Annotated in this window: 22 protein-coding genes; 6 read left to right on the top strand and 16 right to left on the bottom strand. The window is 67.9% G+C overall.

All coding sequences use genetic code 11. The annotated features are described in order from the left end of the window. The first annotated feature begins 71 nt into the window (after positions 1-71). Both cydD and cydC read left to right on the top strand, forming a co-directional pair. Positions 72-1,760 carry a thiol reductant ABC exporter subunit CydD gene (gene cydD / locus H3005_RS08085; RefSeq protein ID WP_223880143.1) on the top strand — a complete coding sequence of 563 codons (1,689 nt, stop codon included), beginning with the start codon at positions 72-74 and terminating at the stop codon, positions 1,758-1,760. After that, positions 1,757-3,436, top strand: a complete 1,680-nt coding sequence (gene cydC / locus H3005_RS08080; protein ID WP_191077882.1) for a thiol reductant ABC exporter subunit CydC — start codon at positions 1,757-1,759, stop codon at positions 3,434-3,436. Before cydD ends, cydC begins: the two co-directional genes overlap by 4 nt. Before the next feature lie 50 nt (positions 3,437-3,486). Here the strand turns inward: cydC and H3005_RS08075 are convergent, their stop codons facing one another. The 11 genes from H3005_RS08075 to ccmA all read right to left on the bottom strand — a co-directional run bounded on the left by H3005_RS08075 (position 3,487) and on the right by ccmA (position 11,832). After that, a complete protein-coding gene (locus H3005_RS08075) occupies positions 3,487-3,831 on the bottom strand; it encodes a DUF1294 domain-containing protein (protein WP_191077881.1) in 345 nt (114 codons plus the stop codon). After that, positions 3,831-4,943, bottom strand: coding sequence for a homoserine O-acetyltransferase (locus tag H3005_RS08070; RefSeq protein ID WP_191077880.1), 1,113 nt, complete (start codon positions 4,941-4,943; stop codon positions 3,831-3,833). The genes H3005_RS08075 and H3005_RS08070 overlap by 1 nt, the downstream gene beginning before the upstream one ends. 111 nt (positions 4,944-5,054) lie before the next feature. Beyond that, complete coding sequence (locus H3005_RS08065; protein ID WP_191077889.1) at positions 5,055-6,044, bottom strand: tetratricopeptide repeat protein; 990 nt, start codon at positions 6,042-6,044, stop codon at positions 5,055-5,057. Next, a complete protein-coding gene (locus H3005_RS08060; RefSeq protein WP_223880142.1) occupies positions 6,038-6,466 on the bottom strand; it encodes a cytochrome c-type biogenesis protein in 429 nt (142 codons plus the stop codon). The genes H3005_RS08065 and H3005_RS08060 overlap by 7 nt, the downstream gene beginning before the upstream one ends. A gap of 34 nt (positions 6,467-6,500) precedes the next feature. Then, positions 6,501-7,118, bottom strand: a complete 618-nt coding sequence (locus H3005_RS08055; RefSeq protein ID WP_025876469.1) for a DsbE family thiol:disulfide interchange protein — start codon at positions 7,116-7,118, stop codon at positions 6,501-6,503. 9 nt (positions 7,119-7,127) lie between these two features. Further along, the gene (locus tag H3005_RS08050) at positions 7,128-9,047 is read right to left on the bottom strand and encodes a heme lyase CcmF/NrfE family subunit (protein WP_191077878.1); all 1,920 of its coding nucleotides are present in this window, start codon (positions 9,045-9,047) and stop codon (positions 7,128-7,130) included. Then, complete coding sequence (gene ccmE / locus H3005_RS08045) at positions 9,048-9,509, bottom strand: cytochrome c maturation protein CcmE (RefSeq protein WP_191077877.1); 462 nt, start codon at positions 9,507-9,509, stop codon at positions 9,048-9,050. Then, a complete protein-coding gene (gene ccmD, locus H3005_RS08040; RefSeq protein WP_100553022.1) occupies positions 9,506-9,697 on the bottom strand; it encodes a heme exporter protein CcmD in 192 nt (63 codons plus the stop codon). The genes ccmE and ccmD overlap by 4 nt, the downstream gene beginning before the upstream one ends. Then, positions 9,694-10,467 (bottom strand): heme ABC transporter permease CcmC, encoded by a 774-nt coding sequence (gene ccmC / locus H3005_RS08035; RefSeq protein WP_100460624.1) that lies wholly within the window; start codon positions 10,465-10,467, stop codon positions 9,694-9,696. The genes ccmD and ccmC overlap by 4 nt, the downstream gene beginning before the upstream one ends. A 43-nt stretch (positions 10,468-10,510) precedes the next feature. Continuing rightward, a complete protein-coding gene (gene ccmB, locus H3005_RS08030) occupies positions 10,511-11,206 on the bottom strand; it encodes a heme exporter protein CcmB (RefSeq protein WP_100553021.1) in 696 nt (231 codons plus the stop codon). Then, the gene (ccmA, locus tag H3005_RS08025) at positions 11,203-11,832 is read right to left on the bottom strand and encodes a heme ABC exporter ATP-binding protein CcmA (protein WP_191077876.1); all 630 of its coding nucleotides are present in this window, start codon (positions 11,830-11,832) and stop codon (positions 11,203-11,205) included. Before ccmA ends, ccmB begins: the two co-directional genes overlap by 4 nt. A gap of 208 nt (positions 11,833-12,040) precedes the next feature. On the opposite strand from ccmA, the gene H3005_RS08020 reads away from it, so the two are divergent. The 3 genes from H3005_RS08020 to H3005_RS08010 all read left to right on the top strand — a co-directional run bounded on the left by H3005_RS08020 (position 12,041) and on the right by H3005_RS08010 (position 14,553). Then, complete coding sequence (locus tag H3005_RS08020) at positions 12,041-13,189, top strand: pyridoxal phosphate-dependent aminotransferase (protein WP_165377632.1); 1,149 nt, start codon at positions 12,041-12,043, stop codon at positions 13,187-13,189. A 14-nt stretch (positions 13,190-13,203) separates the two neighbouring features. Next, positions 13,204-14,010 (top strand): amidohydrolase, encoded by an 807-nt coding sequence (locus H3005_RS08015; RefSeq protein WP_100553018.1) that lies wholly within the window; start codon positions 13,204-13,206, stop codon positions 14,008-14,010. A gap of 105 nt (positions 14,011-14,115) precedes the next feature. Then, a complete protein-coding gene (locus tag H3005_RS08010; RefSeq protein WP_180166407.1) occupies positions 14,116-14,553 on the top strand; it encodes a hypothetical protein in 438 nt (145 codons plus the stop codon). Here the strand turns inward: H3005_RS08010 and H3005_RS08005 are convergent. Continuing rightward, a complete protein-coding gene (locus H3005_RS08005) occupies positions 14,540-14,833 on the bottom strand; it encodes a hypothetical protein (RefSeq protein WP_100460594.1) in 294 nt (97 codons plus the stop codon). The genes H3005_RS08010 and H3005_RS08005 overlap by 14 nt on opposite strands. Before the next feature lie 95 nt (positions 14,834-14,928). Then, entirely contained in the window at positions 14,929-16,056 is a 1,128-nt protein-coding gene (locus H3005_RS08000; protein ID WP_165377629.1) for an MFS transporter, read from the bottom strand. A gap of 90 nt (positions 16,057-16,146) precedes the next feature. Between H3005_RS08000 and H3005_RS07995 the strand changes: the two genes are divergently transcribed. Then, the gene (locus H3005_RS07995) at positions 16,147-16,935 is read left to right on the top strand and encodes a helix-turn-helix transcriptional regulator (RefSeq protein WP_100460585.1); all 789 of its coding nucleotides are present in this window, start codon (positions 16,147-16,149) and stop codon (positions 16,933-16,935) included. Positions 16,936-17,053: 118 nt separating this feature from the next. Here the strand turns inward: H3005_RS07995 and H3005_RS07990 are convergent, their stop codons facing one another. The 3 genes from H3005_RS07990 to H3005_RS07980 are packed head-to-tail and all read right to left on the bottom strand — an operon-like array spanning position 17,054 to position 20,577. Further along, positions 17,054-18,781 carry a pseudouridine synthase gene (locus tag H3005_RS07990; RefSeq protein ID WP_191077875.1) on the bottom strand — a complete coding sequence of 576 codons (1,728 nt, stop codon included), beginning with the start codon at positions 18,779-18,781 and terminating at the stop codon, positions 17,054-17,056. Continuing rightward, a complete protein-coding gene (scpB, locus tag H3005_RS07985; protein ID WP_191077874.1) occupies positions 18,774-19,658 on the bottom strand; it encodes an SMC-Scp complex subunit ScpB in 885 nt (294 codons plus the stop codon). The genes H3005_RS07990 and scpB overlap by 8 nt, the downstream gene beginning before the upstream one ends. A 13-nt stretch (positions 19,659-19,671) precedes the next feature. After that, the gene (locus H3005_RS07980; protein WP_089236191.1) at positions 19,672-20,577 is read right to left on the bottom strand and encodes a ScpA family protein; all 906 of its coding nucleotides are present in this window, start codon (positions 20,575-20,577) and stop codon (positions 19,672-19,674) included. Positions 20,578-20,657: the final 80 nt, after the last annotated feature.

The raw sequence follows: 20,657 nt of genomic DNA, 5'->3' as shown, positions 1-20,657 counted from the left end.
GCCTGTGAAGAGCCTTGAGCGCTGCCGAACCGACCGCTGACGCCCCTGATCGGGATGACGAATCGACCCGCTTGCGGCGTGTCCGCACCGCGTGGCTGGCCGATCTGGCCCGCGCCGCGAAGGGACGGCAGCGGCTGGCGTCGCTGTGCATCAGCGTGTCCGGCGCGCTGTTGATCGGTCAGGCCGCCGCCATCGCCTGGCTGGTGCAGCAGGTGCTGGTCGAGCGCGCGCCGTTGGCCCAGGGCCTGCCGGTGCTGGCCGCGCTGGCGGTGATACTTGTCGTGCGCACCCTGCTGGGCGGTGTCACCCAGGCTGCGGCCGGTGACGTTGCCGATGCCGCACGCCTGTCCCTGCGCGAGCGTGTCTTCGCGCGCCTGCTCGGGCATGGCCCGCTGTGGCTGCGGCAGCGCCGCACCGGTGAGCTGGGTGAGCTGATGCTGCATCACGGCGATGCCATCGAGAATTACTACAGTGGTTTTCTGCCGGTACGCACCGAAGTGGTGGTGGTGCCCTTGTTGATCCTGGCCGCTGTGGCCTGGGTCGATTGGGTGGTTGCACTGATCCTGCTGTTCACCGCACCACTGGTGCCGTTTTTCATGATGCTGGTGGGCTGGGGCGCGGAAGCGGCCGGACGCGCGCAGTTGGGCGAACTGGCGCGGATGAGCGGGCACTTCGCCGATCGCATCAAGGGCCTGGGCCTGCTGCGCCTGTATGGCCGCGGGGAGGCCGAGCTGGCCGGCATCGAGGCTGCGGCCGAGGGCGTTCGCGTGCGCACGATGAAGGTGCTGCGCATCGCCTTCCTGTCGTCCACCGTGCTGGAATTCTTTGCGTCGGTCAGTGTGGCGATGGTCGCGCTGTATCTGGGCCTGAGCTATCTGGGCCTGATGTCGTTGCATGCGACCGTGCCGACGCTGGGGGCTGGCCTGTTCTGCTTGCTGCTGGCACCGGAGTTCTACGCGCCGTTGCGGCGCCTGGCCGCGCACTATCACGACCGTGCCAATGCACTGGCCGCTGCCGCCGAGGTGGAGCGCCTGCTGCAGGTGCTGCCGGAAGACGAGGCCACGATTGCAGAGGATGGCGTGCCGCTGGCACCGGAGCCGGCCGAGGCCGCCTTGCCGCCGCTGCAGGCGCACGGTCTGATACTGCGTCCGTTGGGCGCTACCCACGACGTGCTGCAGAACCTCGACCTGCAGCTGGAACCGGGCCAGCGTCTGGCCCTGGTCGGCCCCAGTGGCAGCGGCAAGAGCACGTTGCTGGAAGCGCTGGCCGGGTGGCTGCCGCCGCGCGCTGGCCGGGTGCAGCTGCGGCCGGGACTGCAGGTGGCCTATGCCAGCCAGCGTCCCTATCTGTTCCACGGCACTATTGCCGAGAACCTGCGCCTGGCCGATCCCGGTGCCAGTGACGCGCGCCTGCGCGCCGTTGCCGAAGCCGCACAGGTGCTGCAGTTCGCGCAGCGCCTGCCAGAGGGGCTGGATACGCTGATCGGCGAGCGCGGCTTCGGCCTGTCCGGTGGCGAAGCACGTCGCATCGGCCTGGCGCGCCTGCTGCTGCGCGATCCGCAGGTGCTGCTGCTGGATGAGCCTACGGCCTTCCTCGACGCCGAAACCGAAGCGGCGCTGCTGCGCAGCCTGGCCGCGTATGCGCGCGGACGCAGCGTGGTGGTGGCCACCCACAGCCCGGCGGTGATCGCCTGGGCCGACCGCTGCCTGCTGCTGCCCGAAGGGCGCCTGGTTGAACCGGCGCAGGCGGTACGCGCATGAGCCGCTCTTCCGATTCACTGCCCGCGGTGTTCCTGCGCCATCGCCCGCGCCTGCTGCTGGCGGTGCTGCTGCTGTGGACCACGATGCTGGCCGGCACCGCGCTGCTGGGCCTGTCCGGCGGCTTCCTGACCGCTGCAGCGCTGGCCGGTGCAGCGGGCCTTGGCCAGGGCTTCAATTTCTTCACTCCATCGGCCGGCATCCGCGGGCTGACCATGGCGCGCATCGCATCGCGCTACTTCGAAAAACTGGTGGGGCATGACGCCACCCTGCGCATCGCCCGCGACCTGCGCGTGTGGTTCTTCCGCCGCGCGCTGCCGCTTGCTCCGGCACGGCTGGGCGCGACCCGCACCGGCGATCTGCTGGCGCGGTTGCTGGGCGACATCGGCGAAATCGACGGCCTGCTGGTGCGTGCCATCGGCCCGTTGCTGGCGCTGGCTGCGTTGACGCTGGTGGGCGTGGGCTCGGCGGCGTTGATCCTGCCATCGGCGGCGCTGCTGCTGGCGGTACTGGGGCTGCTGATCGGTGTCAGCGTGCCGTGGCTGGGCGTGAGGGGACATGACAGCGAAGAGGCCGACCGCGCTGCACATCGAGCGGCGTTGCGCACGGCGGCATTCGAAGGGCTGGAAGGGGCGGCCGATCTGGCCGCGCTGCATGCCGGCAACGCCTGGCAGTTGAAGGTGCGGGTGGCGGCCAAGCAGGTGGCCTCGCGTGATCGTCGTCGACGCCTGCGGCTGATTGCTGCATCAACGCTGCATGGCGTGCTGGCCGGGCTCGGCCTGGTGGCGATGCTGGCGCTGGCGCTGCACGCGGCCGAACAGCAGCGGATCGCACCGGAAATGGCCGCCGGCCTGGTGTTCCTGACGGTGGCGATGATTGAGCTGTGGGCGGGCATGGGCCTGGCCTGGCAGTCGCTGCAATCGGGCCGCATTGCGGCCGCGCGTCTGCAGTCCATCGTCGAGCAACCGCCTTCGGTGGAAGAGCCTGCATCGCCGCAGCCACTGGCGCCGGCCGCGACCGTGCACTGGGACGACGTGCACTTCCAGTGGCCGGGCGCCGCACGGCCGGTTCTGTGTGGCCTGCAGCTGACGCTGGCGCCGGGCGAGCGCATCGCCATCCGTGGCGACAGCGGCAGCGGCAAGACCACGTTGTCGAGCCTGCTGCTGCGTCTGTGGGATCCGCAGCACGGACGGCTTACCTACGGTGGCCAGGACCTGCGCGATGTTGCCCAGGCCGATTGGCACCGGCATCTGGCATGGCTGCCGCAGAACGCACCGGTATTTGCCGGCAGCGTGGCCGAAAACCTGCGACTGGGCGATCCCGAGGCCAGCGACGAGGCGTTGTGGGCGGTGCTGCAACGGGTACGGCTGGGCGAATGGGCCGAGCGCAACGGCGGCCTGCAGGCCTGGGTGGGCGAGAACGGCGCAACGATGTCGGCCGGCCAGGCGCGGCGCCTGGCGCTTGCCCGCGCGCTGCTGCGCAATGCGCCGATCCTGCTGGTGGATGAGCCCACCGAAGGCCTGGACGTGGATACCGCGCGCGCACTGTTGCAGGACCTGCCAGCCCTGCTGGAAGGACGCAGCCTGTTGATGATCACCCACGATGACCTGCCCGCAGGTGTGGTGGATGTGCAGTACCGGTTGCGCGATGGGGTATTGGTTCGCGAACCGCTTCGGTAGATGCCGACCTTGGTCGGCATATCCACGCGTGGCGTGGATCTACAGGGCGGCTACCAGGAAAATTCGCGCAGCATCACCGCGATCGAGGCCACGTTGGCCAGCACGCACAGCCAGAACACCCACTGGAACTGCATCTTGCGATGTTTGTGGCGGAACACCGCCTGGCCGAGCAGGGCACCAGGCCAGCCGCCAGCAAATGCCAGCAGCTGCAGCGTGCGTTCCGGCGTCCGCTGCTGTTTTCGCTGCGCTGCCCGCTTGTCGTGTCCATACAAGCCGAACGACACCGCGCTGGTCAGCGCGCACCACGCGCCCAGCCACAGTGGAAACACGTCGGTTGCGGTCAAGCCGATCAACGCACCGCACGCGGCCAGTGCGAGATTGCGCCGCCACACCATCACAGTTCGTCGAGGAAGCCGCGCACGGCCGGGCCGAAACGTTCGAAGTCGACCAGGAACGCGTCATGGCCCTGCGGTGATTCCAGGCCGATGAAACGCGCATCCGCGCCGCCAGCGCGCAGGCCATCGGCGACCTGTTGCTGCTGCTGTACCGGGAACAGGATGTCGGTGTTCGCGCCGATCGCCAGCGCCTTGTCGACGCGGATACTGGCGAGTCCGGCCAGCACATCGCCATCGCCATATTCGGCCAGGTCGAACCAGTCCATCGAGCGGCTCAAGTACAGATAGCAGTTCGGATCGAAGAAGCGCACGAACCGGCGTGCATGTCCTTCCAGATAGCTTTCGACCTGGAATTCCAGACCGAACGGGTCGTCGTCGGCCTGGTCTGAATCCAGCCGTACGCGACCGAAGCGGCCATCCCATTCCAGCGCCGAGCGGTAGGTGATCACACCCAGCTTGCGTGCCATGCGCATGCCCGATTCCGGGTATGCCTCATTGTCGTAGTGGCCACCGTTCCAGCGCGGATCCAGGCGGATGGCTTCGCGCTGCAGCGAACGGATCGCGATGGAGAAGGGCAATGCCTGCGCGCTGCCGGAAATGTTGATATGGCTGCGGGCGATGCCTGGCTGCAGCAGCAACACCGCCAGCGCCGTCATCCCGCCCATTGAATTGCCGATCACGCAGGCGAGCTGCTCGATGCCCAGCGCGCGTACCACGTCAACCGCCGCGCGTGCGCCGTCTTCGATCGACAGTTCCGGGAAATCCAGGCGATACAGTTCGCCGCTGGCTGGATTGATCGATGCAGGGCCGGTGGAGCCCTTGCAGCTGCCCAGCGAGTTCACGCAGACCACGAACCAGCGGTCGGTATCGATCGGCTTGCCGGGGCCGATCATGGCTTCCCACCAGCCCGGCGCAGGATTGGCTTCGTTGGCCGCTGCATGTGCGTCGGGCGACAGGCCGGTGACGATCAGGATCGCGTTGCCGGCGTCTGCGTCCAGCGCACCCCAGGTCTCGTAGGCCACGCGCGCACCGTGCAGGGCGCCGCCGCGTTTGCACGGAAAGGGCGAGGGCAGGGCATGGAAGCGGGTGCCGGGCGGAATGAATTCGGTCATGTGGGCATTCTAGCGGGGCGGCATGTGCAGCTGGCGACACGCTGGTTTCCATCGACGGGCTGAGCGTGGGTCCGCCGGGCCATGCCTGGCGAGCGCAGCGGCGCGGGTACGTTACGGGAACCGCAGCTCGACCATGCCGTCATGCGGCAGGCTGACCTTGACCGGCGCGGTCTGCAGGTCGTCTTCGCTGCGGTTGGCGCTGCCGCTGCGCGAAATGCGCGCCAGTACTTCCACTTCGCGATGCGCCGACAAGGGTGCGGTCGGCATCGGGCTGTCGCCGTCGCCGAGGCTCACCGTTGCGGGGAAGCCGGCGAGGGGCAGCTTGCGTGCAGCCACCGGCATCGGCGGGCCGCCCACGGCACGCGCCAGCACGAACACCTGGGTGCTGGCCGGCCAATCACTTGCTTTCAACGATGCGGGCAGGTGCACCCGCACCTGCAGCAGCGGCGATGCCGCTGCCGGTGTGTCCGACGGCTGGCCGGCCGCCTCCCGGGCGATGGCGATCTGCGCCTGCAGCGCCTGCGCCGCACCCGGCTCCAGGCGAGGCAACAGCGTGCTCCAGAGATCAGCAGCCTCGGCGTTGCGGCCACGCTGGCGCAGCGCGATGCCAAGCAGCCAGCTTGCGCGCTCGGCATCGGGCGACAAGGTATGTGCACGCTGCAACCATGCCAGCGCGGTGTCATCGAACTGCTTGCCCGGATCCGCCTGCGCGCGTGCCTGCGCAGCCTCGACCAGCACGCCCGGTTCGTCCGGTGCCAGTGCTGCGGCACGGTTGAAGGCGTCGGCCGCAGCGGCGGCATTGCCGAGCTCGGCCTGCGAACGGCCCAGCAGCGCCCAGCCATCGGCGCGTTGCGGGTCACGCTGCAACGCCTGCTGCAGTGCTTCCACGCCGTCACGCAGGGTGGCGACCGAAGGCGCGGGTTGCACCTGTGCAGCGCGCGGATTGCCGACCAGCAGGTACAGGCAGGCGCCGGCCACGCCGAGCGCTACCACCCCCAGCACGAAGCTGCGACGGCCTTGCTGGCGCAGCGGCCATAGCACTACTGCCGCCAACAGCGCAGCCGCCACTGCGGCGACCATCGGCAACCAGTGCGTCACCAGTCCTCTCCCTCGGTTGGGTTCACCGTAGCGGCTGCGTCCATCTGCCGGCTGCGACGACGGACGATGCCCATCACCACCAGCGCGCCGCCACCCAGTATCAGCAGCGGACCGCCCCACAACAGCCAGGTGCCGGGTTGCAGCGGCGGTTGATAGAGCACGAATTCGCCATAGCGGGCGACCAGGAACTGCTTTATCGCCGCATCGTCGAGGCCCTGCTGCATCAGCTGCAGCACTTCACGGCGCAGGTCCTGCGCGATCTGTGCATTGGAATCGGCCAATGACTGGTTCTGGCACTGCACGCAGCGCAGCTGCGCGGCCAGGTCGTGGAAGCGCGCTTCCTCGGCCGCATCGCGGAACACAAGCGGCCGCGCATCATGCACCGGTTGTTGGGCGAGGCCGGCGTTCGGCAGCGCTAGGGTCATCGCCAGCAGCAGGGGCAGCAGCCAGCGCATGTGCTTACGGCGAGGCGTGCAGGGTGTTGCCGGCATCGCCTTGGGCCTTTTCAAGCTTCTCCAGCGCCGGAATCAATTTCTCGTCGACCACCTGCTGGGTCATCGCACCGCTGTACTTCCAGCGCACGATGCCACTGCCGTCGACCAGGAAGGTCTCCGGTGCTGCGGTCACGCCCCAGTCGATGGCGGTGCGGCCTTCGATGTCGCTCAGCACGACCATGAACGGGTTGCCCAGCTGTTCCAGCCAGTGCAGCGCGTCGGTCGGTTCATCCTTCCAGTTGTAGCCGATCACGCGCACGCGCTTGCTCTCGGCAAAGCGGGTCAGTACCGGATGTTCTTCGCGGCAGGCCGCGCACCAGCTGCCCCAGACGTTGAGCAGGTAGGGCGCACCACGCAGTTCCTCGCTGCGCACGATCATCTGCGGGTCATGCAGCACCGGCAGCGCGAACGCCGGCGCCGGCTTGTCGATCAGTGCCGAAGGCAGCACATCGCGCTGCGGATCGCCCGATTTCATCACCCCGTAGATCATCAGGCCGAGCAGGCCGAAGAAGAACAGGACGCCAATCACGATGGCTACCGGCGGCAGCGGGCGGGACGGGCGTGGGGCGGGTGACTCGGACATGGGGAACTCCTACGGACGACGAAAGCGGCGATCGGCGGCGGCGATGAATCCGCCCAGGGCCATCAACAGCGCGCCCAGCCAGATCCAGCGCACGAAGGGCTTGATGTGCACCCGTACCGCCCATGCATTGTTGCCCAGCGGCTCGCCCAATGCCACGTAGACATCACCGATGAGGCGTGCATCGATGCCGGCTTCGGTCATCACCTGGCCGCCGCTGGCGTACTGGCGCTTCTCCGGATGCAGCAGGGCCAGTTCGCGACCATCGCGCAGCACCCGCAGATGGCCGCGGTCAGCGATGAAATTGGGGCCTTCGCGGTGGTCCACACCCTCGAAGCGCACTTCGTGGCCGGCGACCACCACCTGCTGGCCCGGCGACAGCGCGACTTCGCGCTGCACATTCAATGCTTCCACCAGCAGCGCGCCGGCCAGGAACACCGCGACACCGGCGTGGGCGACGATCATGCCAAGCATCTCGGCGGTGAAGCGGCCATTGCCACGCAGGCGCTGCCAGACGAAACGGGCGGTGCCCAGACCGACCCAGGCTGCGGCCGCGACGCCGATGCCTGCCTTCCAGCCATTCTGCGGCGCCTGCCACCATGCCCAGGCGCCGAGCAGCACGGCCAGGCCCGCCCATGGCAACAGCAACGCCAGTGCGCGCGAGGGTTGGTCGCGCTGCCACTTCACCAGCGGACCGAACGGCAGCAGCATCACCATCGGTGCCATCAACAGCAGGAACAGGCTGCCGAAGTACGGTGGACCCACCGAGATCTTGCCCAGCGACAGCGCATCGGCCAGCAGCGGGTAGAGGGTGCCGAGCAGGACCATCGCGCAGGCGCTGGCCAGCAGCAGGTTGTTGGCCAGCAGCAGGGTTTCGCGCGAGGTCGCGGTGAAGCCACGGCGCGGATCGCCGGCATCCACTGTCAGCCGCGGCGCACGCAGCGCATACAGCAGCAGGCTTCCACCCACCAGCACCGACAGGAAGATCAGGATGAACAGCCCACGCGAAGGATCGGCCGCGAACGAATGCACGCTGGTCAGCACGCCGGAGCGGACCAGGAAGGTGCCCAGCAGCGACAGCGCGAACGCCGCGATGGCCAGCAGCAGCGTCCAGCTGCCGAAGGTGCCGCGTTTTTCGGTCACTGCCTGCGAATGGATCAACGCCGCGCCAACCAGCCACGGCATGAAGCTGGCGTTCTCGACCGGGTCCCAGAACCACCAGCCGCCCCAGCCCAGCTCGTAGTACGCCCACCAGCTGCCCAGTGCGATGCCCAGCGTGAGGAAGCCCCAAGCGATATTGGTCCAGGGCCGCGTCCAGCGTTGCCAGCGCGCATCGACGCGGCCTTCCAGCAGCGCCGCCACGGCGAAGGCGAACGGCACTGCGAAGCCGACGTAGCCCAGGTACAGCATCGGCGGATGGATGATCAGCCCCGGATCCTGCAGCAGCGGGTTGAGGTCACGGCCTTCCAGCGGCACCGGGTTCAAGCGCAGGAACGGATTGGAGGTGAAGATCAGGAACGCGAGGAAGCCGACACTGACCACGCCCATCACCGCCAGCACACGCGCCTGTACCGGTGCCGGCAGATGCCGCGAGAACAGCGCCACCGCGCCGGTCCACAGCGCCAGCACCAGCGCCCACATCAGCAGCGAGCCTTCGTGCGCACCCCACACCGCCGAATAGCGGTAGATCAGCGGCAGCAGTGAATTGGAGTTCTCGGCCACGTAGCGCACCGAGAAGTCCTGCTGCACGAAGGCCGCCGTCAGTACGGCGAAGGCGCCGGCCAGCAGCACCAGCTGGGCAAAGGCTGCCGGGCGGGCAACCGACATCCATGCGTCGTTGCCGCGCTGCGCACCGACCAGTGGCAGCACCGCCTGCAGCAGCGAGGCCAGCAACGCGCAGAGCAGGAGGATCTGACCGAATTCGGGAAGCACTCAGCGCACCTCGGGCGCCGTGACCGGCACATCATGCTTGCGATGGGCCTGGCCCATCTTGTCGGCCACTTCCTTGGGCACGTACTTTTCATCGTGCTTGGCCAGTACCTCGTCGGCGACGAACGTACCGTCCTGCAGGCGACCACTTGCGACCACGGCAGTGCCTTCGGCGAACATGTCCGGCAGGATCCGCGAGGTGGATACCGGCAACTGCGCATCGCCGTCGGTGACCTTGAAGTGCGCTTCCAACGAGCCGAGCGGGCGGTTGAAGGAACCCTTCACCACCATGCCGCCGAGGCGGAACCGGGTCTGTGCATCGACATCGCCGCGCAGTACTTCCGAGGGTGTGTACAGGTAGGCGATGTTGCGTTCCAGCGCCATCGCCACCAGCGCGGTGGCCAGCCCTGAGGCGAGCAGGGCCAGCAGCACCCAGACCAGACGGCGGCGTTGGATCGGCGTCATCGCTCCAACTCCGCCGACAGCGCAGGCGCGGCGACCTGCTGTGCGGCCTGACGGGCCTGCTGCCGCTGCTGGCGCGACTGCGCCTGGCGGCGTGCCGCGCGCAGGCGCAGCCACGACCCAAGGGCATCGGCGCCGAGCACCAGCACGAACACGGCGTAGGCGCCGATCACGAAGGGCAGGTGAGTCATGGCCGCGATTCCTCCACCTCGGTTGCCCGGGCATCGACGCGGTCGCCAACCCAGGCCTTGCCGGCTTCGCGGTACAGGTTGTCGGCGCGTGCCTTGGCCAGCAGCGAACCACAGAACCAGAGTTTGGTGGCGATCACCATCCACCACAGCGGAGCAATCAGCTCGGTACGGATGGCCGATTCACCGAACACGCTGATCGACTGGCGCTGGTGCAGGCCACCCCACCAGTCCACCGAGTAACGGATCACTGGCAACAGGCTGACGCCGACGATGGCCAGCAGGCCGGCGGCACGCGCGGCACTGCGGCGGTCTTCGATGGCGTGGTAAAGCCCGATCACGCCCAGGTACAGGAACAGCAGCACCAGCTCACTGGTCATGCGCGGGTCCCAGTCCCACCACGTGCCCCAGGTGCCTTTGCCCCAGATGCTGCCGGTTACCAGGGTGATCAGGGTGAAACCGGCGCCCATCGGCGCGCACGCCATGGCCAGGATCTCGCAGATCTTGATCCGCCAGATCAGTGCGATGGCGGCATACAGCGCCATCAGCGCGAACACGAACAGGCTCATCCAGGCGCTGGGCACGTGGATGTAGAGGATGCGGAAGCTGTCCAGCTGGCGGGCTTCCGGCGGCACCACCAGCAGCGCCTGCCACATGCCGACCAGCAGCACCGGTACCGCGGCGATGTAGAACAGTCGCGACCAGCGGGCAGCGAAACGATCGAACGTGGGAGGCGAGCCGAGTTGATGGAACCAGCGGACAATCGGATTCATGCGTGGCGGCTATCCAGCAGGGGTGGATTGGCTCTCAGCTCGGTCAACTCAGAGAAATACGAATCGCAGCAGCGGTCGCCAGCGGTGCCAGCACCAGGGCGATCACCAGTCCAGCGCCCAGCATCAGCAGCGCACCGACCGGATCCTGTCCGCGGCTGGCTGCCGCCAGGCTGCCGGCACCGAAGACAAGCACCGGTACATACAACGGCAACGACAGCAACGCCACGAGAATACCAGAGCGCCGGATGCCCACGGTCAGTGCAGCGACCACGCCACCGATCAGGCTCAACAACGGTGTTCCCAACAGCAACGATGCCAGCAACATCGGCAGCTGGTCATGCGGCAGATGCAGCATTTCCGCCAGCAGCGGGCTCAGCAGGATCAACGGCAGGGCGGTGGTCGCCCAATGCAGCAGCACGCGTACCAGCACCAGCCACGCCAGTGGCACCGGCGCCAGCAGCCATTGTTCGAGCGAACCGTCTTCGGCATCGGAGCGGAACAGCGAATCCAGCGCCAGCTGCCCGGCCAGCAGCACCGCCAACCACAGCACCGCACCGGCGGTGGCAGCCAGCGGCTGCGGATCCCGGCCCTGGGCGAGGGCGAACAGCACCACCACCAGCAGGGCGAACAGCAGCGGCTGCAGTGCATCGCCGCGACGGCGCCAGAGCAGACGCAGGTCGCGCGCAACCAAGGCGCGGGCGGTCTGCCACAGGCCCGGTTCAGTGCCCGGCGCGATCATGCGGCACCGCCGAGATCGAGCTGGCGGGTGCGTACCGGCGGGGCGGCATAGGCGCCATGGGTAGTGACCAGGGCGGCGCCGCCGCTGCGCAGGTGTGCGGAAATCATCCGGTTGACCAGGTTGATGCCTTCCAGGTCGAGGTTGGCATAGGGTTCGTCGAGCAGCCACAGCGGTGCTGGCGACAGCCAGATGCGGGCCAGTGCCAGGCGCCGTTTCTGTCCGGCCGACAGGTGCCGCACCAGGGTGTCCTCGTAGCCGGCCAGACCAACGATGGCCAGCGCATTGCCCGGCATCTGCCGTGCGCGGCGGCCGTGCAGGCCACACAGGAAATGCAGGTTCTCCAGCGTGTCCAGGTCCGGCTTCAGCGCCGGCAGGTGGCTGAGGTAGGCGACATAGCGCGCACGCTCGGCGTTGCTGGCCGGCTTGCCGTCGATCAACACCTGGCCCGCGCCCGGGCGCGCCAGGCCCGACAGCACGCGCAGCAGGGTGGTCTTGCCGGCACCGTTGCCGCCCTGCACCAGCAGCGCTTCGCCGGCATCCACGTGGAAGTCCAGCGGGCCGAACACCGGCTCGTCATTGCGGGAGAAGCTCAGGCCGCTGGCAGCCAGCAATGCAGGGGTGTTCAAGGCGCAGGGGTCTTCATGCAGGAGTGCGGCGGCAATTGTAGCGGTGAAACCGCATCGGGTAGTGCCGGCCGCTGGCCGGCAGCTCTGCCAGGCGCCGGTGTGGCATGTGCAAAGAGCCGCCGGGTATGACCCGGCGCTACCGTCGGCGCCGCAGGCCGGGTCGGGATTTCGTACACTTCCAGCCCTTGTTTCCCCACAGCCCAGGCCGATGCAACCGAACACCAAGCTGCCCAAGGTCGGTACCACGATCTTCACCGTGATGTCCCAGCTCGCCGCCGAACATGGCGCGGTCAACCTCGGCCAGGGGTTCCCGGATTTCTCCGCGCCGCAGCGGCTTATCGACGAAACCACCAAGGCGATGGCCGCCGGCCTGAACCAGTACCCGCCGATGACCGGCGTGGCGCCGCTGCGCCAGGCCATCGCACAGAAGTCGCTGGACCTGTACGGCGCGCAGATCGATCCGGACACCGAGATCACCGTCACCAGCGGCGCCACCGAGGCGATCTTCAACGCCATCCACGCCGTGGTGCGTGCCGGTGAGGAAGTGATCGTGCTCGACCCGGCCTACGACTGCTACGAACCGGCGATCGAGCTGGCCGGTGCTACGGCGGTGCATGTGCCGCTGGACCCGCAGACCTTCGCGGTGGACTGGGACCGCGTGCGTGCGGCGATCACCCCGCGCACCCGCCTGCTGATGGTCAACACCCCGCACAACCCGTCCGGCGCGATGCTGGACGAAGCGGACATGCAGGCGCTGGCCGATGTGCTGCGCGGCACGCAGATCTACCTGATCTCCGATGAGGTGTACGAGCACATCATCTACGACGGCCGCCGTCATGAATCGGCACTGCGCTACCCTGAGCTGCGCGAGCGCACCTTCGTCATCTCCAGCTTCGGCAAGACCTACCACTGCACCGGCTGGAAGATCGGCTACGCGGTGGCGCCGCCGGCGATGACCGCTGAATTCCGCAAGGTGCACCAGTACAACACCTTCACCAGTTTCGGCCCGGCGCAGTACGGTTTTGCCGCGATGATCCGCGACGAACCGCAGCATCATCTGGAGCTGGGCGCGTTCTATGAAGCCAAGCGCGACCGCTTCCGCGAGCAGCTGGCCGGTACCCGCCTGAAGGCGCTGCCGGTGCCGGGCGGCTACTTCCAGCTGGTCGATTATTCGGCCATCAGTGACCTGCCGGACCACGAGTTCGTGAAGTGGCTGACCATCGAGAAGGGCGTCACCGCCATCCCGCTGTCGCCGTTCTACGAAACCGCGCCGGCCGGCCAGCGCCTGGTGCGCCTATGCTTCGCCAAGAACGAGGCCACCCTGGACGCGGCGATCGAACGCCTGCGCCTGCTGTGAGCCGAGTAGACGACATGCAGGATCTGCGCATTTCCCTCGTTCAGGGCGACACGCGCTGGCACGACCCGGCCGGTAACCGCGCCTACTACGGTGCGCTGCTGGCGCCGCTGGCGGGGACCACCGATCTGGTCATCCTGCCGGAGACCTTCACCAGTGGCTTTTCCAACGAGGCCATCGCCCAGGCCGAAGGCATGGACGGCCCGACCGTGGCCTGGGTGCGCGAACAGGCCAAGGCCTTGAACGCGGCGGTGATCGGCAGCGTGCAGCTGCGCGATGGCGAGGGTGTCTACAACCGCCTGCTGTTCGCCACCCCCGACGGTGGCCTGCAGTACTACGACAAGCGCCATCTGTTCCGTTACGGTGGCGAGCACGAGCGCTATGCCGCCGGCCGCGACCGCCTGTGCGTGGAATGGAAGGGCTGGCGGATCAATCCGCAGGTCTGCTACGACCTGCGTTTCCCGGTGTTCTGCCGCAACCGCTACAACGTCGAGCGTGTTGAACAGCTGGACTTCGACCTGCAGATCTTCGTCGCCAACTGGCCGTCGGCTCGCGCCTATGCGTGGAAGACCCTGCTGCGCGCGCGGGCGATCGAGAACCTGTGCTTCGTCGCTGCGGTCAACCGCGTAGGCGTGGACGGCAACCAGCTGCATTACGCCGGCGATAGTGCGGTCATCGACTTCCTCGGCCAGCCGCAGGTGGAGATCCGCGAGCGCGAGCAGGTGGTGACCACCACCATCTCGGCCGAAGCGCTGGCCTCGCACCGTGCACGCTTCCCGGCGATGCTCGATGCCGACGCCTTCCATCTGGATGTGCAGGCCTGATACGGCGGCTGAACGCCTCCTGCCTCACCGCGCGCGCCTGCATCCAACGTGCACGCGCGCGCTGCTAGATTCGCCCACATTCCGACCGATGTGGACGTTCTGCCGATGAATACCAAGCCGTTTGCCCTGCTGCTGGCGCTGGCCACTGCCTCCCTGGCCCCGACCGCGCAGGCCGGTGGCAATCTTGATTGCCAGCTGCGCTACAACCTGTCGGGCTGGTCGCTGATCTACAAGACCGCCTCGGGCAACGGCACCATCCACTGCACCAACGGCGCCAGCATGCCTGTGCGGATCCAGCTGAAGGGTGGCGGCCTGACCGTCGGCAAGTCGAAGATCACCGATGGCCGTGGCAGCTTCACCGGCGCCAGCAGCGTCGGCGAGCTGCTGGGTACCTACGCCTCGGTAGGCGCGCACGCCGGTGCGGTGAAGTCCAGCAACGCGCAGGTGATGACCAAGGGCGATATCTCGCTGGCCCTGTCCGGCACCGGCAAGGGCTGGGACCTGGGCGTGGACGGCGCGGCGTTCACCATCAGCCGGCGTTGAGCCGGGCCGGCGCGGCTCCTTCCCAGCTGATGCGGATGTAATGCTGCTCGGCATCGCTGGGCAGTCGTTCGACCTCGAAGCCATTCTTCTGCAACTGCGCGACGACGCCCTCGACGAGCCGCTCGCTGGCCAAAGCCTGGCTGAAGCCGAACACGATGTAGCGGCGGCCATTTTCCGACCCCGCCTGGATCGATGTGTCGAGATCGCGGTAGTACTGGTCGACAGGACGCGTAGCGGCATCTGCGTTGGCGCGGGCCTGTTCGGCGGTGATGGTGATCATGGGCATCTGCCTCGTTGGGGAGAGTGCGCACGATAGCCAGTGAATAGGGGGCGATTCCGGAAGCAGCGCACAGCGCATGGCCTTTGCAATAATTCCTAGGCCACAACGGCGCGCGGCCGCTGCAGCCAAAGTGCAAGCAGCCCGCATGCGATGAGCGTCGGTGCCAGCAGCTGCAGTGCACCGACCACGGCCATCGCCACGCCGATCAACAGGTAATAGAGCAGGCCGAACAGCGCGCCTGCGCTGCCGAGGCAATGCGGATAGCCGCGCAGGGCCTGGCCGAGCACATTGGGAATGGCCAGGCCGAAGCCGGTCACCACCGGCACCATCGCCACGACCAGAGCGGGTCGATCATGCAGCAGTACAGCCAACAGGCCACCGGCCAGCACCAGCCCCGCAGCGAGTTGGATGCGGGTGGTGGCGCACGCGCCTGCGCGTAGCAGGCGGCCATTGCCCCAGGCGCCCAGCGCCGAACCCAGCGCCAGCAGCGCTCCGCTGGCACCGAACCAGGCCAGCGGCCAGTGCAGTCGCTCGAACACGAAGGGCCCCAGGGCGTACCAGCTGTACATGGCCACGTTGAATGCCATCACCAGCAGCGCCTGTGACCAGATCCAGCGGTCGCAGAGCAGTTGCCGCAGCAGTGGCAGCAGAGGGGTGTGCCCGACGTTGGCAGGGCGGCTCTCGTGCAGGCCGGATGTGCATCCGAGCATCAGCAGTAGGGCAATCAGCAGCAGGCCTGCCTGCACGCCGGCATAGCCATGGGTGGCAACCAGCAACGTCCCCAGTGCCAGCCCGATCGCCGGGCTCAATGCCAGCGCCATGCCGATCCACGAGAACGCCTGCGCCAAGGCCGGCCCCTGCAGGTGATCGCGCAGTACCGTCTGGGTCACCACCGAGGCCGTCGCCGCGCCCAGCGCGGCCAGTGCCTGGGCCAGCAGGACCTGGCCGAACGTGCTGGCCAGCAGGCCTCCGCAGGCCGCCAGTGCGAACACGGCCAGGCCGCCGAGCAGGGCTGGGCGGCGGCCGATACGGTCGGCCAGCCATCCCCACAGCGCGACACCGGCGGCGAAACCGAACAGGTAAAGGCTCATCGCCTGGCTGGCGGCGCCCGGTGGCAGTACGAAGCGCCCGGCGAGATCGGCCAGGGCGGGGCTGTACAGGGTCTGGGCCAGCTGCGGGAACATCAGCAGCGCGATGGTGAGCAGCAACAGGCGACGCGACATGCGGGCGCTCCGGAATCGGGGCCGCGCATTGTGGTGGCCGGCGCGCTGACGCAATCTGTCGGTCCTGACAGAAAGTGTAGGAAATCGGACATGGCCTGGCTGCAGCCGGATGCGCACTTCGATGCCGATGCCTGGGACGCGCCGGTGCTGGGCATTGCCTCGTCGCTGGCTGATCACGATTCGGGCTGGCATCAGCACGCACGTGCGCAGCTGCTGTACACGCGGCAGGGCTGCACGCGGCTGACTTTTGGTGACCGCATCAGTCTGCTGCCGCCGTCGCGCGCGGCCTGGATCCCTGGCGGCCTGCGCCATCGCGCGCAGATGCGTCAGGCGGTGGACTACCGCTCGCTGTACTTCGATACCACGCTGTCGGCACAGCTGCCGCAGCAGCCGGCAATCATCGGGGTGGGGCCCTTGCTGCAGGCGCTGCTGGAGCCGATCGCGCAGGCACCGTTCGATCACGACTGGCAGGCGCCACGTGCGCACCACCAGCTCGCGCTGTGCTTGCTGGAGATCGCCGCCGCACCGGTAGCGCCGATGGACCTGCCATTGCCGCACGATCCACGCATCGCACGTTGCCTGCCGCTGGCCGAACACCTGCCGCCCGAACTGGGGGAGCTGGCCGCACGCACGGGCTTGAGCGTGCGCACCGTGGGCCGGCTGATGCAGCGCGACACCGGCATGGGCTACCAAGCCTGGCGCCAGCAATGGCGCCTGATGCGGGCGATGGAACTGCTGCTGCTTGGCCATCGCGTCGCACACGTCGCGCAGGACACCGGCTTCTCGGCAGAGAGCCCGTTCATTGCCTTCTTCCGCAGCATGGCTGGCACCACACCCGCCGCCTTCCAGCGCCACGCGAAAGGGGACGGAGGGGATTAAGTCGCTTTCGCCCGTTCGACACACAGTCTGGCAAAAACGACTTGATCCCCTCCGTCCCCTGTTTAAAGAAAAACCCCGGCCGGAGCCGGGGTTTTTCATGTGTCAGCAGTACGGCCGATCAGCCGCCGCGCGGGCCGCTGCGACGCGGGCCACCCGGGCCACGGTTGCCGCCGGGGCCACCCGGGCCGCGGTTGCCACCCGGGCCGCCCGGACCACGATTGCCACCGGGGCCACCCGGACCGCGATTGCCGCCCGGACCACCCGGACCACGGTTACCACCCGGACGTGCATTCGCATTGCCGCCCGGACGACCGTTGCCGGCCGGACGCGAGGTGCCGTACGGACTGAAGCCGGGATTGGCGTGGTCGGACGGGAAGCTGGGGGCATTGCCCGGATGGCCGTACGGATGCTTGTTGCCCTGGCCCTGCGAGCGGTTGCCCGCACCGGCCGGACGACCCTGGCCGCCGGCGCCACCACGACCTTCTCCACCGTAGCCACCACGACCTTCACCGCCGTAACCGCCGCGACCCTGGCCGCCACCGGCGCCGGCGCCCGGACCCTTCGGCTTGCCGTACGGACGGCCCTGGCCGCCTGCACCTGCACCTGCACCCGGACCACGGGCACCCGGGCCACGTGCGCCCGGACCGGCATTGCGGTGGCCGCTCGGGCCGGTGCTGACGCCATCAGGCACGTACCAGGTACGGAATGCGGCCGGGTTGCCTTCCGGCAGCGAGCGGTCGTTCTTCGGCGCGCGCTGTTTGAACGGGCGCTGCGCCTGCTTGGCTGCGGCTTCACCGCTGACCGTCAGGCCGCCCTTGAAACCGCCGCCACCCTTGCCGCCGCGACCGCGGCCGCGGTCTTCGCGCACGTTGTCGAAGCGACGCAGTTCGCGACCTTCATCGGCGGTGTTGTGCCCGTTGACGTAGGCGTTGCCGCGGCCACCTTCGCGCACGCGCACGGTGGTCTTGGCGGCACGACGCTGGCCGATCACCGGCTGCAGGGTCAGGGCCGACGGCGCGCCTTCTTCCAGCTTCAGTTCGGCGCGCAGCGCTTCGACCTGGCTGCCCGGCAGTTCGACGGACTGGCCGCGGGCCAGTTCGCGCGGCAGGCTGACCTTGCCGTAGCGGGTGCGCTTGAGGCGGCTGACCTGGCAGCCCTGCGATTCCCACAGGCGGCGCACTTCGCGGTTGCGGCCTTCCTTCACCACGACGCGGAACCAGTCGTGCGAATCGGTGCCGCCGATGCGTTCGATCTCATCGAACTTGGCCGGGCCATCTTCCAGCGCGACACCACGGGTGAGGCGGTCGACGACGGCGTCAGGCACCTTGTCCTCGCCTTCCGGGGCACGCACGCGCACCACGTACTCGCGCTCGACCTCGAACGAGGGGTGCATCATGGCGTTGGCCAGCTCACCGTCGGTGGTCGCCAGCAGCAGGCCGGTGGTGTTGATGTCCAGGCGGCCGACGGCGATCCAGCGGGCACCCTTCAGCGCCGGCAGGGATTCGAACACGGTCGGGCGACCTTCGGGGTCTTCGCGGGTGGTCACTTCGCCTTCCGGCTTGTTGTAGACCAGCACGCGCGAGGGTTCGGCCAGCGCGGTGGCGACGAAGCCGCGACCGTCGAGCTCGATCTTGTCGCCGCTCTTGACCGACATGCCGGTCTGCGCGACTTCACCGTTGACCTTGACCAGGCCTTCAGCGATGCGCTGTTCCAGCGCACGACGCGAGCCGAGGCCGGCCTGGGCCAGGACCTTGTGCAGGCGTTCTTCCAGCTTGAACTGTTCGGACGTGGCTTCGCGCTTGAGCGAAAGCTTGTTCAACGAGGGCTTGCGGGGGGTGTCACTCATCAGTTTTGCTCCGGCCGACGGTTTCGAGGTCGGCCTCTGGTTCGGAATCGGCTTGGTCAACAGCCACGGTCGTCTTCGCGACGGCGTTGTCTTCGCGTTCGTTCACTGTCACCGCGCGCTCGCCCGGCGCGGAATCGGGGTGCCCATCATCGGAGGGCGAAGGTGCTTGCTCATCGTCGGCCGCCGCAGGACGTGCGTCGGCAGAATCAGGGGTGTCGCCAGCGGTGATGCCGGCGTCGTCATTTGCAGCGGTATCTGCAGCGGTATCCGGGTCGGCGCTCACGTCCGGGCCGTCGGCACTGGCGGCGAGGGGGGCGTCGCGATCCAGCGCCAGCTGCGGTTCCAGGTCGCCCAGGTCCTTCAGCTCGGAAAGGGGCGGCAGTTCGTCCAGGCGTTTCAGCCCGAAGTAGTCCAGGAAGCCCTTGGTGGTGCCGAACAGGGCGGGCTTGCCGGGTACGTCGCGGTGGCCGACCACGCGGATCCACTCGCGCTCTTCCAGTGCCTGGATGATGTTACTGCTGACCGCCACGCCGCGCACCTGCTCGATCTCGCCACGGGTGATCGGTTGCCGGTAGGCGATCAGTGCCAGCGTTTCCAGGGTGGCGCGGGTATAGCGGGTCTTGCGTTCGGTCCACAGCCGGCTGATCCAGCCATGTACTTCGGCAGTCACCTGGTAGCGGAAGCCGGAGGCCACCTCCACCAGTTCCACGCCACGGTCCTGGCAGCTCTCGCGCAGCCGTTCCAGCGCACGTTCGATGCTGCCCGGCGGCGCCGGCTCATCTTCCGGGAACAGGTCCTTCAGCTGGGCCAGGGTGAGCGGCTGGCTGGAGGCCAGCAGCGCACCTTCGACTATGCGGTTGATCAGCGTTTGATCCATCGGCAGTCAGCGCTCACTCGTTTTCATTGGCGGCGTCGTTGTCGTCGAATTCGCTGCTGAACTGCAGCGGGGCATTGGTATTGCCGGCGGCCAGGGACTTCACGTAGATCGGCGCCAGCGGTTCTTCCTGCACAAGGTCCAGCAGCTGCTCCTTGGCCAGTTCCAGCACGGCCAGGAACGTGACCAGCACGCCCAGCTTGCCTTCTTCGGCGGTGAACAGGTTTTCAAAACGATAGAACCTGCCGTCTTCAAGCCGTCCCAGCACTTCGCCCATGCGCTGCCGGACACTCAGCGCCTCGCGCTTGATCGCGTGGCCGGTGAACAGCTCGGCGCGCTTGAGCACGTCGTGCAGCGCCATCAGCATTTCCTTCAGGTCCACCGGCGGCGGCAGCTTCACTGCGGCGCGCTCGGGCATGAAGGCATGCGCCACGCTGGTGTCACGGTCCTGCCGGGGCAGGGCGTCGATGTCCTCGGCAGCCTGCTTGAAGCGTTCGTACTCCTGCAGCCGTCGCACCAGCTCCGCACGCGGATCGGCTTCCTCGCCCTCCACGCTGGGGGGGCGGGGCAGCAGCATGCGTGACTTCACTTCGGCCAGGATCGCCGCCATCACGAGGTACTCGGCGGCAAGCTCGAAGCGCAGCTCGCGCATCACGGTGATGTATTCCACGTACTGCCGGGTGATCTCGGCCACGGGGATGTCCAGCACGTCCAGGTTCTGCCGGCGGATCAAATACAGCAGCAGGTCCAGCGGTCCTTCAAAGGCGTCCAGGATGACTTCCAGCGCATCCGGCGGGATGTACAGGTCCTGCGGAATCTGCAGGACCGGTTGCCCATGCACCACGGCCAACGGCATTTCCTGCTGCTGGGGGGCGGGCGGCCGGGTTGGCGTGTTCGCGTCGAGCGCGAGTTCGGAAGTCATCTAATGGAGATCAGGATTGCAACGGACCAGTCGCGGCAGCTGGCATACCGGGCAACTGCCACGGACCGCCAGGACACCAG

Origin of the sequence: Stenotrophomonas sp. Br8 (genome assembly GCF_014763005.1) — a bacterium.
In the GTDB taxonomy this organism is placed as follows: Bacteria; Pseudomonadota; Gammaproteobacteria; order Xanthomonadales; family Xanthomonadaceae; genus Stenotrophomonas; species Stenotrophomonas lactitubi.
Note: the sequence above shows the minus strand (reverse complement) of the source record. Positions and strands in the feature narration are given on the sequence as shown.